The sequence below is a fragment of the Mesorhizobium sp. M1428 genome (genome assembly GCF_040317515.1).
Taxonomy (GTDB): Bacteria; Pseudomonadota; Alphaproteobacteria; order Rhizobiales; family Rhizobiaceae; genus Mesorhizobium.
Map to the genome: position 1 here is coordinate 281,323 of NZ_JAMYKT010000006.1, position 13,393 is coordinate 294,715.

Sequence of the window (13,393 nt, forward strand, 5' to 3'; positions counted from 1 at the left end):
CAGACGGGAGAAGATAGAGATGCAGCTATCAAGAAAGGTGCAACGGACTAAGACCGTGCTTGTCGCGGGCGGCGCAGGCTTCCTCGGTTCGCATCTTTGCGAGACAATGCTCCAGGCCGGCTGGCGCGTGATCTGCGTCGACAATTTCCTTACCGGCCGCATGGAGAACATAGCATCGATCGCCGATCGTCCGGATTTTCGGCTGATCAAGCAAGACATTTGCCGGCCGCTGGAGCTTAGCGAACCGGTGGACCGCATCTTCAACATGGCGTGCGCGGCCTCGCCGCCGCGTTACCAGGCCGACCCGGTCCATACGACGCGGACTTGCGTTATCGGGACACTCAATCTGCTGGAGCTCGCCGCTCGTAATGGCGCCCGGTTCCTGCAGGCGTCCACCAGCGAAATTTATGGCGATCCCGAACAGCATCCGCAGAAGGAGGACTATGTCGGCCACGTGAACTGCATCGGCCCCCGCGCCTGCTATGACGAAGGCAAGCGTACCGCCGAAACCTTGTGTTTCGACTATTTGAGAATGGGAAAAGCCGATATCCGCGTCGCGCGTATCTTCAACACCTATGGTCCAAGGATGGACCCTGCGGACGGACGGATCGTTTCCAATCTGATCATGCAGGCACTCGAGAGACGGCCGCTGACGATATTCGGCGACGGACTGCAGACCAGATCGTTCTGCTATGTTTCCGATCTGGTCGACGGCTTGATGCGGTTGATGGAGGTCGATCCCAATCCGCGGCAGCCCGTCAATCTGGGCAATCCAGGGGAGTTCACCATCCTGCAACTGGCGAGCCTGGTGAGAGGCATGACCGCAACCAAATCGGGCCTGAAATTCCTGCCGCTGCCGCAAGACGATCCTCGTCGTCGGCAACCCGACATTTCCCGTGCAAGGAAGCTTCTCGGCTGGTCGCCGAAAGTGCCGCTCAGGCAGGGTTTGATGCGCACAATCGGCTATTTTGCCGAGCTTGAGGCGGCGCAGATGATCGACAGAAGACGTCGAATTGCCCCCGCCGTGCGTTCTGCATCAGGCCGGCTGCAAAACCTGCCGGCCTGACGGCCGGGAGCGTCTGACCGCTGCTTGATTGTGCGGTCGTTGCGGATTTGGTCACTTTTTCTCGTCGCGGGAACAACCCGTCCAGCTTCTGGTTTTGCCAAGGTACCGGCATGGAGACGATTGTGCATCCGAAGCGATCCGCCAAAGACATCGAGCAAATGGCCGCAAAGGAGACGGCTGCCTTCCTGCGCCGCGCCTCCATCACCTATCTGGAATGTTGTGTGAGCCTGATGATGACGCATCTTCAGCGCGAGGAAGTAGCGGCCATCCTCGAAAAGGAAGCGGATATGCTGCGCAGGCTGGACTGATGCTGGTCGAAGGGCCGCAGGTCGCCTTGGCATTCCAGGAAACGAAGCAGCGCGGCAGCGTAACGTCTTGCCGCGGCCGTCAACCGGATCTGTTCCCGATCATCGCCAGATCGTGCCGCCATGCTCCACAAGCCAAGCTGGAAGGCGAGATAGCAGGGCTCGTAGTAGTGGACCAGATTGGCATCGACGGGACGAGACGTAGTCGCCTCGACAGCGTTGCACAGTGCCGCAGTCGCTGCGTCGGAGAGGCTGTACTCGACACGGGCGCCGGCAATGTCCCAGGCGATGTCCTGGCAGCCGATCAGATCGTGCGATCGGCAATGGTCGAGGGCGTCCGTCTTGACCAGCGTTCCGCTGCGCGAAAGGATGAACTCCCACGGATGAAGCCGCCCGTCGATCTCGACCCGCTGCATGGTCTTGGGTGGAACCTGTTTCGAGAACCAGTTCCGCAACTCCGTGGCACGGCCTTCGCCCAGCGCTTCGTTTGTATTCTGCACGGCCATGGCGGCAAGCGCCTCTAGCGAGGCACCCGGCTCGGAGGCGGGCAGATTGGCTGCGCGCCAGGCCAGATAACATCCGAGATGCGCGACTAGTTTTCCTGTCGAAAGCCTTGCCCGGTCCAGCGTTGTGCCGTCGATCCAGCGTTCGACGAGAAAGCCATGGCACAGCCCGGCGACGTCCGGGCCAAACCCTGCGACATGCAGCCTCCGGGCAGTCTCGGCCTTGTGCATTCCGATTTCACCGAGGCCGACGAATTTGACCGACCATTTTTCCCGGCCCGCAGAGGCAAGAAACTTTCGCCGCTCGAAGCCGCGGTGAACGGGTGGCCAATGATCCTGCGAGCCATAGTGCAAGTGACGCCACTCCCCGGCGGATGTTTCCGTCAGCTTGACCGCTGTGCTGCCGATCGTCCTGGCCACCCAATCCCGCAGCGCCGGGACAGCGGATCCAGCGGTGAAAGTCCGCTCGAAATCCGCCGTGTGTTTTTGGCAAACCGTCCACGCCTCACGGCCGTCCGCCGATGCTTCGGGACCCGGGCCACCCAAATGGCTGGGGAACAGATGGAAGCGCCTGGCACCGATGCCCAGCGCTTGTAACCATGTGACGACGGCGTGGAACGAGCTGCCGGACAGGCCTGGGCCCTCATCGACGACAGCGAAATGGGCCGACGGCCTTGTCCTCCAGCCGCCGATCAACTCTGGATCGGCGGCAAGCCGCCGGCGAAACGGATGACCGGCCGGTCGGACGCTGACGGGTGCCGGTGCGCCGATGGCCGCCGCCACCATCGCTGCCAGCCCCAGGCCGATGCTGCGGATGCCGATCACGCATGTGTTAGCATCGAGACCCGACTGCCGTGCGGCGACGAAATAGCTCTCCGGATAGAGCGCGTAATGGGCATAGCCCTCGGCCGTGCCGATGAGGATTTCGCCATCGCAATCGAGTTCGGCCAGCATTCGCGGCACTTCGGCATCGACCGGGCCGTCGATAGCGAATCCGGCGTCCCACGATCTGCCCACGTCCCGGGCCAAGCCGACCAGGAGGTTCGCGCCCACGATCCGCTGTGGGGAAATCCTGTCCGTGCCGTTGGCCTCGAATTCCGCGTCGGCAAGGCCCTGGACCAATTCCGAAGCCTTGATGAACAGGCCGACCAGTGCTGCGTGCCGTCCGATCCCGCTTGGCATGTCCGCAATGTGCCCGGCCGCTTCGCAGGCCGAGGCGCGAACATATCGCGCGCTCCGCATTTGCTTGTGGTCGCCATAGACGATCATTGTCGGTCCCGGTTGGCCTCACTCCCAGCTGCACAACTCGGTGGGCGCTACTTTGATCCACCATCGGTTGCACGATTTTTGCAGCCGGCAAGGAACAATCAGCGAGGCAGGTGGTTTGGCACGAAGAACTTACCTTCAACAGCATAGGCAGCGGTTTCGTGGGATCGAAGAAAGTTCGGATCGGAATAGTAGGGGTGGGCAACTGCGCCTCCTCTCTTGTACAGGGCATCACCTATTACCGCGACGCAAGGAGCAATGAACCCATACCCGGGCTGATGCATGCCGATCTTGGCGGCTACCACGTCAAGGACATCGAGGTGGTCTGCGCTTTCGATGTCGCCAAGGGCAAGGTCGGACGCGATGTGGCAGACGCGATCTACAGCGCGCCGAACAATACTTTCCGCTTTGCCAATGTCGCGCCTGTCGGCGCTCGCGTCGAACGCGGACCGACGCTGGACGGCATCGGCAAATATCTGCGCGACGAGATCGAGGAGGCCGACGAGCCGGTCGCCAACGTCGGCAAGATCCTCGCCGAGAGCGGCGCCGAAATCCTGGTGTCCTATCTGCCAGTCGGTTCGGAGGAGGCAACGCGCTTTTACGCCGAGTGCGCGCTCGAGGCGGGCTGCGCCTTCGTCAACTGCATACCCGTCTTCATCGCCTCGCGGCCGGAGTGGCGCCGACGCTTCGAGCAGCACGGCCTGCCGCTGATCGGCGACGACATCAAGAGCCAGGTCGGTGCGACGATCGTCCACCGGCTGCTCGCCAACCTGTTCCGTGAGCGCGGCGTGCGCATCGATCGCACCTACCAGCTCAATTTCGGCGGCAATACCGACTTCCTCAACATGCTGGAGCGTGAGCGGCTGGAATCGAAGAAGATCTCAAAGACGCAATCCGTCACCAGCCAGCTCGACGTTCCCCTGGAGCCCGGCAACATTCACGTCGGGCCGAGCGACCATGTCCCGTGGCTGACCGACCGCAAGTGGGCCTATATCCGGGTCGAGGGCACGACCTTCGGCGGTGTGCCGCTGAATGCCGAGCTCAAGCTGGAAGTGTGGGATTCGCCCAATTCCGCCGGCGTCGTCATCGATGCGGTGCGTTGCGCCAAGCTGGCACTCGACCGCGGTATCGCAGGCGCGCTGACCGGTCCCTGCAGCTATTTCATGAAATCGCCGCCCGAGCAGTTCACCGACGCGGAAGCCCGCCAGCGCACGCTCTCTTTCATCGCCGGTAAGGACGAGCCGATGCTCGATGCCGCCGAATGACGACGACGTTTTTTCTTGTGCGCCACGCCGCGCACGACAATGTCGGCCGTTATCTTGCCGGACGGATGGCTGGCGTGTGCCTCGGCGAAGCCGGCAAGGCACAGGCCTCGCACCTGGCAGAGCGCATGGCACGCGAGGCGATAGCGGCAGTCTTCTGCAGCCCGCGCGAACGCACGCAGGAGACGGCCAATCCGATCGCGGTCGTCTGCAATGCCGGTGAAATCGTGATCCGCGAGGAACTCGATGAGATCGACTTCGGCACCTGGTCGGGAAAGACCTTCGAGGAGTTAAACCAGGATGCCGACTGGCGGGTGTGGAACGACCAGCGCCAGCAGGCGAGAACACCGAGCGGCGAGACCATGCTGGACGTGCAGCAACGCGTCGTCTCGCTGATCGAGCAGGTCCGCGGCACCTACCAGAACCAGTGCGTCGCGCTGGTCAGCCATGCTGACGTCATCAAGGCCGCGGTGTGCAAAGTGCTCGGCCTGTCGCTGGGAAACTGCTTTCGCCTCGATATCGACCCAGCGTCGATCACCACAGTTGTTTGGGGAGACTGGGGGTCGAAGCTGATTAGACTCAACGAAGCTGCCTGACGAGGAATTGCCGGATGCGCATGGTCATTTTCGGTCTTACCGTGACATCGTCGTGGGGCAATGGGCACGCCACGCTGTGGCGCGGATTGATCCGGGCGATGGCCGGGCTGGGCTGGTCCATCACCTTCTTTGAACGCAACACTCCCTATTATGCCGGGACGCGCGACCTCGACCAGTTGGATGGCGGCAACCTTGTCCTTTACCCGGATTGGGAGGACATCCAGCGCGTTGCCGAGCAGGCGATGAATGAGGCCGATGTGGTCATTGTCACCTCCTATTGCCCCGATGCCGTGAGCGCGTCGCGCCTTGCCCACCAGGCCTGTCACGGGCTGAAGGTGTTCTACGATCTGGACACGCCGGTGACGCTGGCCCGGATCGAACAAGGTGAGCCTCCGGCTTATTTCGGGCCGGAAGGGCTTCGCGATTTCGATCTCGTGCTGAGCTACACGGGAGGAACCGCGATCGACGCATTGAGGTCGATGCTGGGTGCACGCCGCGTCATGCCGCTCTACGGCCATGTCGATCCAGAGCGACATCGGCCCGCCCCGCCCAGGCCGGAGTTTGCCGGCGACCTTTCCTATCTCGGGACCTATGCGGCAGACCGCCAGGCCGGGGTCGAAAGGCTGCTGGTCAGTCCGGCTGCGCGCCTGCCGGATCGCCGTTTCCTTATTGGCGGCGCACAATATCCGCAAGAATTCCCGTGGAGCGACAATATCTTCTTCGTCCGGCATCTGCCGCCGGCCGACCACCCCGCCTTCTTTTCATCATCACGGCTGACCCTGAACGTGACCCGCGAGGCGATGGCCAAACGGGGCTGGTGTCCTTCCGGCCGGCTGTTCGAAGCCGCCGCTTGCGGTGCTGCGATGGTGAGCGACACATGGCCCGGACTGGAGGCCTTTTTCCGGCCCGGTGAAGAGATCGTCGTGGCCAACAGCACCGACGACGTGGTCGCCGCGCTCGACCTGTCCGACGCCGAGCTTGACGCGATCCGCCGCTGTGCGCGCGAGCGGGTGCTGGACGAACACACCTCGGCGCGACGCGCGAAGGAATTCGACCGCATCCTGTCCGATGCACTGCACGGCTCCACGCATGGCGAGCCGTTGAAGGAGGCAGTTTGATGTTGGGCATCGTGCCCGCAGCCGGACGGGGAAGCCGCATCCAGCCGCTCGGCTTTTCGAAGGAGCTTCTGCCGGTCGGCAGCCGCATCGACGGCAACACCGAGCGGCCTTGCGCGGTCAGTGAATATTTGGTGCGCCGCATGGTGCGCGCGGGGGCCGACAAGATCTGCTTCGTCATCGGCTCGGGTAAGTCGGATATCCTCGAATATTATTCTGCCGGCTATGCCGACGCGACTGCACTGTTTGTGGTGCAGCCCTCTCCGGTCGGCCTTTGCGACGCCATCTTCCGCGCCGCGCCGCTCGTCGCAGCCGACGAGACCGTTCTGGTCGGGCTGCCCGATACAATCTGGTTTCCCGAAGACGGTTTCCTGGCCCTCCCGGACGACGGCCTGTCCTTCCTGCTGTTTCCGGTGGACCAGCCGGAGTTCTTCGATGCCGTCGTTGTCGACCAGGACGATCGGGTGAAGCAAATCCAGGTCAAGCAGCAGAATGCCCAATCGAACTGGATCTGGGGTGCGTTCAAGATGCCCGGGCGCACCCTTCACCAACTCGCGGCGCTGTGGCGGGAACGGGACCGGTGCGACGAATATATCGGCACGCTGGTCAACGCCTATCTCGCCGCCGGAGGCGAAGCCTATGGCATCAAGGCTGGCACCGCCTATGTCGACGTCGGCACCTTCAACGGCTACCGCACCGCACTGCGGCTGCTTGAAAGCGCCGCCGGTACCAAGGACGACCAAGCCGCCATTACACTGCCAGGCCACCAGCACGTTCCTATCCTCGCAGGCGAAGGAGGCTAGCCATGCTGCATTCCGATGCCGAAATCCGCCGCCGTATCGACGCGCTCGGCCCATGGTTCCACAATATGGAACTGGCCGGCATCGAAACCGCTCCCGACCATTTCCTTGGCAACTATCCGCTAATCAAATGGCGCAAATTCGCCGACGCGATTCCCGCCGATCTTTCCGGCAAGGCGGTGCTCGACATAGGCTGCAATGCGGGTTTCTATTCGATCGAGATGAAACGCCGCGGCGCCGGCCGCGTGCTTGGCATCGATTTCGATGAGGCTTACCTGGCGCAGGCGCGCTTTGCCGCCGAGGTAGCGGACTGCGACATCGAATTCCGGCAGCTCTCGGTCTACGACGTTGGCGCGTTGCGCGAGCGGTTCGACATCGTGCTGTTCATGGGCGTGCTCTACCATTTGCGCCATCCTTTGCTTGCACTCGATCTGATCCGGGAGCATGTCGCCGACGACCTGATGATCTTCCAGTCGATGCAGCGCGGCAGCACCAACGTGCCGGCGCTCGAGCAGAACTATCATTTCTGGACCCACGACCTGTTCGACCGGCCGGAGTTCCCAAAGCTGCATTTCATCGAGCATCGTTACGCCGACGACCCGACCAACTGGTGGATTCCCAATCGCGCCTGCACCGAAGCCATGCTGCGCAGCGCCGGCTTCGAGATCGTGCTGCAACCGGAGCAGGAGGTCTATTTCTGCCGCACCGCCGACGTACCGGCCGGCGGCGGCGCCGTCTACCCGTCGAAAGGACAGATAAATGATTGAAGCCGCGATGATCTGGAACGAGCCCAACAACAAATCCCACTGGGATCCCGAGCTCGACCCCGACTGGAGCCGCTTCGCCACTACGGCAATCCTGGCCGCCGACGCGATCGCGTCGGAGAATTCCGCCTTGACCAAAGTCCTTGGCGGCATCTCGCCGATCGATGCCGGCTTCATGACAAGGATGAAGGAGTTCGGCGTGCTCGATCATGTCGACGCGGTCGCCGTGCACGGCTTTCCGCTCGACTGGAACCTCTGGCAGATCCACGAATGGCCGCAGAAGATCGGCGAGATCTCGGCCGTTACCGATCTTCCGGTATGGGTCAGCGAGGTCGGCGTATCGACCTTCGGCGCCGAAGAAGTACAGGTCTGGGGCCTGCGCCGGACCGCGGAATTGCTGATCGGCAACGCACCGCGCATCCAATGGTACAGCCTCTACGACCTGCCGCGCGAGTGGGAAGCGACGACGCGCCATCGCGAGGCGGAAGGCTCTTCCTATTATCGCCATTTCTACATGGGCCTGCTTCGCCAGGACGGCACGCCAAAGCCCGCGCTCGAGGAGTTCCTGCACCATACCCCGGCAATGGGACTGGTGCAGTGGTTCCATTTCGAAGATCACCGGCTGGACGACGCCGTTGCCTGGATGAAACGCCTCGGCGTCACCAATCTGCGCACCGGGCTTTCCTGGGCCGACAGCTTCAGGCCGAACGCGCTTGACTGGTTCGACAGGCAGATGGAGGCGTTGGCCGACTTCGACGTGACCGTTACTTTCTGCTTCACGCCGGAACACCGCGGAATGATGCCGCACCACAGCAGCCCGCCGCTGGTGCCGGAGGAATTCGCCGAGTTCTGCGCGGCAATGACGCGCCGCTATTCCGGCAGCATCGCTGCCCCTTCCGTCGGCAGGCTGCGCGCCTCCGCAGCGTGAGGAGCTTCGGCTCTCCAGCCATGACGCTCACCGTCCTCAACGTCGCCTATCCCCTCGCCCCGGTGGGGCCGGATGCGGTCGGCGGCGCCGAGCAGGTGCTGTCGATGCTCGACCAGGCGCTCGTACAGACCGGACACCGCTCGATCGTGATCGGCTGCCGGGGCTCGAGCGCTGCGGGTGTCCTCATCGAGACGCCGGCCGAACCGGGCGTGCTCGATGAAGCGGCGAAGCGCCGGGCGCAGCGTGCTCATCGCGCTTCAATTGCTACCGCGCGCGCCCGCTGGCCGATCGACGTGGTGCATTTGCACGGTATCGATTTCGACGCCTATCTGCCGGGCGACGGGCCGACATTGGTGACCCTGCATTTGCCGCTCGACTGGTATCCGGCCGACGCTCTCAATCCGGCGCGGGAGGATCTGTGGCTGCATGCGGTATCGGCGGCTCAGCAAAGAACCGCGCCACCGGGAGCCAGGCTCATCGAACCGATCCCAAACGGAGTGGACATCGACGCGCTGAGCGACCCGCAGGCCAAACGCGACTTTGCGCTCGTGCTCAGCCGCGTCTGCCCGGAAAAGGGCATCCATCTGGCGCTGGACGCAGCCAAGAAGGCCGGTGTGCCGCTGGTCGTCGGCGGCAAAGTCTACCTCTACGAAACGCACACCGCGTATTTTCGCGACGAGGTCGAACCCCGGCTGGACGACCGGCGCCGCTTCCTTGGTCCGCTCGGCTTTGTCGCCAAGCGGCGCCTGCTGAACACAGCCCGCTGCCTGGTCATTCCGAGCCTTGCCGCGGAAACCAGTTCGCTCGTCGCCATGGAGGCGCTCGCCTGCGGCACCCCCGTGGTGGCCTTCCCGAATGGCGCACTACCGGATGTGGTCGAGCACGGCAAGACCGGGTATCTGGTCGGGGATGTCGACGAGATGGCGCAAGCCATCGTTGCCGCACCCGGCCTGGACCCCGAGACCTGCCGGGCCGAGGCGCGGCGGCGGTTTTCACTCGATCGCATGGTTTCCTCCTACACGGACGCCTATCGGGCGCTGGCACGGCTCGGCACAGACAGCGGGCAGCTCGCGACGGCGAGGTGAGCGGAACATGCTCCGCAGTGAGATCATCGACGATCCGGCGGACCTGGAAGCCCTCGAGCCGCACTGGTGGGAGCTTTGGTCGCGCAGTCCCTCGGCGACGCCGTTCCAGTCTCCCGCATGGCTGATGGCGTGGTGGCGGACATTCGCTCCCGGCGAGCTAGCGACGGTGGCCGTCTGGAGTGGCGACGATCTGGTCGGCCTGGCGCCACTCTATCTGGAACATCAGGAATCCGGCGCGCGATTGCTTCCGCTCGGGATTTCGTTGAGCGACTATCTGGACGTCCTTTGTATTCCCAAGATCGCCGAACCGGTGGGCGCCGCCATCGCCGACACGGCTCTTTCCCTCGGCTGGTCACAGTGGATCTTACAGGACCTGCCGCCCGGCGCCGCCGGCCTTGCCATCAGGCATGCCGCGCTCGAATCGTGCCAGGCCGTCGGTCACGCCGCTTGCCCGGTGCTCGCCCTCGCCGGCGATCAGACGCTTCAAGGCTGTGTTCCGGCGCGGCGGAGGCGCCAATTGCGGCGCGCCCACAGGGCCGCGTCGAGTCGCGGCCGGGTCTTCATCGAACCCGCTTTGTCCGATCCGCAGACATTCCTCGATCACCTGATCCGCCTTCACCGCGCGCGCTGGGCCGGACACGGCGACGGCGTCCTGTCCGATTCCCGCGTGGAAGCATTCCACCGTCAGGCGCTGCCGCAGCTGGCCGCACGGGTGCTTGCCCGATGCTGGCTTATCACGATCGGTGACGCGGTCGTGGGCGCCTATTACGGGTTCCATCACCGTGGCCGCGCTTGCGCTTATCTCGGTGGCTTCGATCCGGCCTATGCCGAGGAAAGTCCCGGCGCGCTGCTCATCGGCCAGGCGATAAGGCAGGCGATCTGCGAAGGTGCGGAAGAGTTCGATTTTCTGCGCGGACAAGAGGCTTACAAATACAGCTGGGGCGCCGTCGACCGGTGGACGATGCGCAAGATCTGGACGCGGAGCAAAGGGCGATGAGCGCGACCCAGCCGGGATCTCGGCGGTCGACATCAGCAAGGCGGGTGCTGGAGGACTGCATGGCAGACGGTGCCGGCGTCGATGCCGTCATCGCCAGGCTGGCTCTCCGTTTCGAGACAGGAATCGAAGCCGCAGAACTGGCGAAAATTGCGCAAGACACGCACTCGGCCGACCCGCGAAAGACGGCAAAACTGCAACGGATTGCCGACCTGCTCCAGCGCAGGCCCGAAATCTTCGCCACGCTGCGCAAAACGGGTGGTGCCGTTCGGCACGAGCGTGGCGAGGGCGAGACCGACGATGCGGTCGTCAAGCGGCTGGCGGCGGGGTTTGATGCGGCGGCGGCGATTTCCCCGGCGGCGAGCGTCCAGCTGTCGTCTCTGGGCAATGAGGAAAAACTCTCTGCCGCTACGGCTGAGATCGTTGCTTGGCTGGAGAGGCGAGGCTTTACCGGCACCAGCCGCGATATACTGGACATCGGCTGTGGTATCGGTCGGTTCGAACAGGCGCTCTCTGCTCTGTCGCACCGGATCGTCGGCAGCGATATATCCCCGGCGATGATCTCGATCGCCCGCCGGCGATGCGCGGGGCTCGGCAATGTAGAATTCCACCCTACCCGCGGTTTCGATCTTGCCGATTTTTGCGATGCCAACTTCGACCGCGTGCTGGCTGTCGACAGCTTTCCCTATCTGGTGCTGGCCGGCCTCGCGGAGCGACATTTCGTGGAAATCGCGCGCGTGCTGAAGAGGCCAGGCATGGCCGTGCTTTTGAATTATTCATATCGCGGATCGCCGGCGCTGGATCGCGCCGACGTTCAAAGCTTCGCCAATGCAAATGGCATGCAAGTCCTCGTCGATGGCGAAAAGCCGTTCCGGCACTGGGACGGCGATGCCTTCCTGCTTACGATTTCCGGCGGAACATTGCGGCCCAACGCTGGTTCGGATGCCGAACGGGATAAGCCGCTATTCGACAGTATGAAGGAGGACAAGATGGCGTCCGGCAGCAAGAAGCACATCGGTCGCGGCAGTCACGGCAAAGGCGCTGGCGCTGGCGCGATGACCGATCTTCCCAAGGACAAGATCGGAGAGAACGCCGTTCTGTCCAACAGAGACAAGAAGCAGCACACCAAGGAGCGTGGGCTCGACGGCAATCGGGTCAAGTCCGAGCAGTACCAGGATCGTTCAGCGGATCGGCGGCCTGAAGAGTGATCGTTGCGGCAGCATGTGGCTTGCAGCCGGCGAGCAATTGAAACGCCGTGAGAGCTAACCGCTGACGAAGCTGTGCAAGGACCGAAACCGGTCGCATGGATAGTCTGCAAATTCTTGCAAACTCGCACTGTTGCCACCAGAGTGAGGTGAAGGGACCAACATTTGCCAAGAGAACGCGATGGCTCGCTCAAGGGAAGATTCCGTCAGCACGCGTGCCGATCTGACGATAGACCGGGAAATCGCTTCCTTGCTTGCGGCCATCGAACAGGAAAGGGTTCCTGACCGGCTGACCAAACTTGCGGTCGAATTGCAGCATGCGCTTGTCGAAAGGCGCTTGCGCGGAACCAGTAACTAACGTGACATATATTAGCGGCGCCTCTCGGCTTCGAAGTCCAGTTGTCCTTCGGACAGATAGCTGCGCCTTTCCATCAGGGTTTGCGAGGAACTTTCGCCAAGGTATTCCAGCACGCCGGCGCGTGCCCTGTTGAGCCGGCTCTTCACGGTTCCCACCGCGCAACCGCATATTTCGGCCGTTTCCTCATAGCTGACGCCCAGCACGCCTATCAGCATCAGAACCTCGCGCTGGTGCTCGGGAAGCCTCTGGATGGCCTGGTGGACTTCCTTGCCCTGTACGGACCATTCCTGCGTCGCTTCCGAGATCGGCCGAAGCGAAGCGCAGTCGAGCAGGCCGGGCGCTTCCCTCACCGCAGCCCTGACACGCGTGTAGTAGGTGTTGCGCATGATGGTAAAGAGCCATGATTTCATGCGCGTTCCAGCCTCGAACTTGTCAATGTTGGCCAGTCCCTTGGTCAGCGTCTCCTGAACCAGGTCGTCGGCATCATCGGGAGTGCGGCAGAAGGTACGGGCGAAAGCCCTCAAAGCGGGTATGAGGTCGACGATGGAAACTTCTTCGGTTTCGCGGGTCGCCAAGGCGTAGGCTGTGGGTGGCAATGGTCCAGCTCCCGTCCAGAATGAGTTCGTGAGCGCAGACCAGTTAAATGCATTGGGCGAAAGATCGTTCCGGTTGGCGAAAATCACCCGGCTCCAGAAACCTTCCAGAAACCGGAGAGGGCTTGGCTGGGCAATCCCGGCCGACGGCGGCATTTTTGACGGAACAACCACCGGGATCGCCGAGTTCAAATCAAGGTCGTCCGACAATTCGGGCGCCGCTATTTGGCGCGTCGGAATGCGATCTCGCAGCGGCCTTGGCGCCACCTCAAGGACGGCCCATCTCAAGAAACAGGAGGAGTTCATGACAGGAAACAAGCACGCCAAAGGCAAAACGCCGGCCGATAGCGATCTTGCCAACGATCCCGGCATCGGCAGTTCCAGGGGCACGATCAAGGAGGGCGACCGGCTCGATCAGGGCAACAACACGTTCGAAGGCGATGTCGAGAACGACACCACGCCGCAAGGCGGTATCAATCCCCGGCAAAAGATGCGGACCAACAAGTGACGCCAGGACCGGCTGCGCCCGATCGAAAAAACCCGCTGCAACCCG

15 protein-coding genes and 1 pseudogene are annotated in these 13,393 nt (G+C 62.9%); 13 read left to right on the forward strand and 3 right to left on the reverse strand.

The window, feature by feature from the left end; genetic code table 11:
* Positions 1–19: 19 nt before the first annotated feature.
* Together NKG60_RS11700 and NKG60_RS11705 are read left to right on the forward strand one after the other, a co-directional pair.
* Positions 20–1,066 carry a UDP-glucuronic acid decarboxylase family protein gene (locus tag NKG60_RS11700; protein WP_352660349.1) on the forward strand — a complete coding sequence of 349 codons (1,047 nt, stop codon included), beginning with the start codon at positions 20–22 and terminating at the stop codon, positions 1,064–1,066.
* Positions 1,067–1,113: 47 nt separating this feature from the next.
* Positions 1,114–1,374 carry a hypothetical protein gene (locus NKG60_RS11705; protein ID WP_352869237.1) on the forward strand — a complete coding sequence of 87 codons (261 nt, stop codon included), beginning with the start codon at positions 1,114–1,116 and terminating at the stop codon, positions 1,372–1,374.
* Here NKG60_RS11705 and NKG60_RS11710 read toward each other — a convergent pair.
* Positions 1,311–3,143 (reverse strand): hypothetical protein, encoded by a 1,833-nt coding sequence (locus tag NKG60_RS11710; RefSeq protein ID WP_352974937.1) that lies wholly within the window; start codon positions 3,141–3,143, stop codon positions 1,311–1,313. The two genes, NKG60_RS11705 and NKG60_RS11710, sit on opposite strands and share 64 nt — an antisense overlap.
* Positions 3,144–3,301: 158 nt before the next feature.
* Between NKG60_RS11710 and NKG60_RS11715 the strand changes: the two genes are divergently transcribed.
* The 10 genes and pseudogenes from NKG60_RS11715 (at position 3,302) to NKG60_RS11760 (ending at position 11,892) form a co-directional block, all read left to right on the forward strand.
* Positions 3,302–4,405, forward strand: coding sequence for an inositol-3-phosphate synthase (locus NKG60_RS11715; protein ID WP_352660343.1), 1,104 nt, complete (start codon positions 3,302–3,304; stop codon positions 4,403–4,405).
* A complete protein-coding gene (locus NKG60_RS11720) occupies positions 4,402–4,998 on the forward strand; it encodes a histidine phosphatase family protein (RefSeq protein ID WP_352660340.1) in 597 nt (198 codons plus the stop codon). Before NKG60_RS11715 ends, NKG60_RS11720 begins: the two co-directional genes overlap by 4 nt.
* 14 nt (positions 4,999–5,012) lie before the next feature.
* Positions 5,013–6,116: a CgeB family protein gene (locus NKG60_RS11725; protein ID WP_352660337.1), complete on the forward strand. Its 1,104-nt coding sequence runs from the start codon at positions 5,013–5,015 to the stop codon at positions 6,114–6,116.
* A complete protein-coding gene (locus NKG60_RS11730) occupies positions 6,116–6,916 on the forward strand; it encodes a nucleotidyltransferase family protein (RefSeq protein ID WP_352660334.1) in 801 nt (266 codons plus the stop codon). Before NKG60_RS11725 ends, NKG60_RS11730 begins: the two co-directional genes overlap by 1 nt.
* A gap of 2 nt (positions 6,917–6,918) precedes the next feature.
* Positions 6,919–7,680, forward strand: a complete 762-nt coding sequence (locus NKG60_RS11735) for a TIGR04290 family methyltransferase (RefSeq protein ID WP_352660331.1) — start codon at positions 6,919–6,921, stop codon at positions 7,678–7,680.
* Positions 7,673–8,605, forward strand: a complete 933-nt coding sequence (locus NKG60_RS11740) for a glycoside hydrolase 5 family protein (RefSeq protein ID WP_352660328.1) — start codon at positions 7,673–7,675, stop codon at positions 8,603–8,605. Before NKG60_RS11735 ends, NKG60_RS11740 begins: the two co-directional genes overlap by 8 nt.
* A gap of 20 nt (positions 8,606–8,625) precedes the next feature.
* Positions 8,626–9,690 carry a glycosyltransferase family 4 protein gene (locus tag NKG60_RS11745; RefSeq protein ID WP_352660325.1) on the forward strand — a complete coding sequence of 355 codons (1,065 nt, stop codon included), beginning with the start codon at positions 8,626–8,628 and terminating at the stop codon, positions 9,688–9,690.
* 7 nt (positions 9,691–9,697) lie between these two features.
* Positions 9,698–10,687 (forward strand): GNAT family N-acetyltransferase, encoded by a 990-nt coding sequence (locus tag NKG60_RS11750; RefSeq protein WP_352660322.1) that lies wholly within the window; start codon positions 9,698–9,700, stop codon positions 10,685–10,687.
* 59 nt (positions 10,688–10,746) lie between these two features.
* Positions 10,747–11,451, forward strand: a pseudogene (locus NKG60_RS11755) (class I SAM-dependent methyltransferase); the annotation flags it as partial.
* Positions 11,452–11,673: 222 nt separating this feature from the next.
* Entirely contained in the window at positions 11,674–11,892 is a 219-nt protein-coding gene (locus tag NKG60_RS11760) for a hypothetical protein (protein ID WP_352661288.1), read from the forward strand.
* A 187-nt stretch (positions 11,893–12,079) separates the two neighbouring features.
* On the opposite strand, the gene NKG60_RS11765 is transcribed toward NKG60_RS11760, so the two are convergent.
* Positions 12,080–12,208, reverse strand: coding sequence for a hypothetical protein (locus NKG60_RS11765; RefSeq protein ID WP_352614925.1), 129 nt, complete (start codon positions 12,206–12,208; stop codon positions 12,080–12,082).
* 50 nt (positions 12,209–12,258) lie between these two features.
* Entirely contained in the window at positions 12,259–12,822 is a 564-nt protein-coding gene (locus NKG60_RS11770; RefSeq protein ID WP_352661285.1) for a sigma-70 family RNA polymerase sigma factor, read from the reverse strand.
* A 322-nt stretch (positions 12,823–13,144) separates the two neighbouring features.
* Between NKG60_RS11770 and NKG60_RS11775 the strand changes: the two genes are divergently transcribed.
* Entirely contained in the window at positions 13,145–13,348 is a 204-nt protein-coding gene (locus NKG60_RS11775; protein WP_292657608.1) for a hypothetical protein, read from the forward strand.
* The last annotated feature ends 45 nt before the right edge of the window (positions 13,349–13,393 follow it).

What these genes read in the sequence shown, in the direction of transcription:
- NKG60_RS11700 (WP_352660349.1), top strand. Translation starts at nt 20, where the DNA reads ATGCAGCTATCAAGAAAGGTGCAACGGACTAAGACCGTGCTTGTCGCG.
- NKG60_RS11710 (WP_352974937.1), bottom strand. Translation starts at nt 3,143, where the DNA reads ATGATCGTCTATGGCGACCACAAGCAAATGCGGAGCGCGCGATATGTT.
- NKG60_RS11720 (WP_352660340.1), top strand. Translation starts at nt 4,402, where the DNA reads ATGACGACGACGTTTTTTCTTGTGCGCCACGCCGCGCACGACAATGTC.
- NKG60_RS11725 (WP_352660337.1), top strand. Translation starts at nt 5,013, where the DNA reads ATGCGCATGGTCATTTTCGGTCTTACCGTGACATCGTCGTGGGGCAAT.
- NKG60_RS11730 (WP_352660334.1), top strand. Translation starts at nt 6,116, where the DNA reads ATGTTGGGCATCGTGCCCGCAGCCGGACGGGGAAGCCGCATCCAGCCG.
- NKG60_RS11735 (WP_352660331.1), top strand. Translation starts at nt 6,919, where the DNA reads ATGCTGCATTCCGATGCCGAAATCCGCCGCCGTATCGACGCGCTCGGC.
- NKG60_RS11740 (WP_352660328.1), top strand. Translation starts at nt 7,673, where the DNA reads ATGATTGAAGCCGCGATGATCTGGAACGAGCCCAACAACAAATCCCAC.
- NKG60_RS11745 (WP_352660325.1), top strand. Translation starts at nt 8,626, where the DNA reads ATGACGCTCACCGTCCTCAACGTCGCCTATCCCCTCGCCCCGGTGGGG.
- NKG60_RS11750 (WP_352660322.1), top strand. Translation starts at nt 9,698, where the DNA reads ATGCTCCGCAGTGAGATCATCGACGATCCGGCGGACCTGGAAGCCCTC.
- NKG60_RS11760 (WP_352661288.1), top strand. Translation starts at nt 11,674, where the DNA reads ATGGCGTCCGGCAGCAAGAAGCACATCGGTCGCGGCAGTCACGGCAAA.
- NKG60_RS11765 (WP_352614925.1), bottom strand. Translation starts at nt 12,208, where the DNA reads ATGCTGCAATTCGACCGCAAGTTTGGTCAGCCGGTCAGGAACCCTTTC.
- NKG60_RS11775 (WP_292657608.1), top strand. Translation starts at nt 13,145, where the DNA reads ATGACAGGAAACAAGCACGCCAAAGGCAAAACGCCGGCCGATAGCGAT.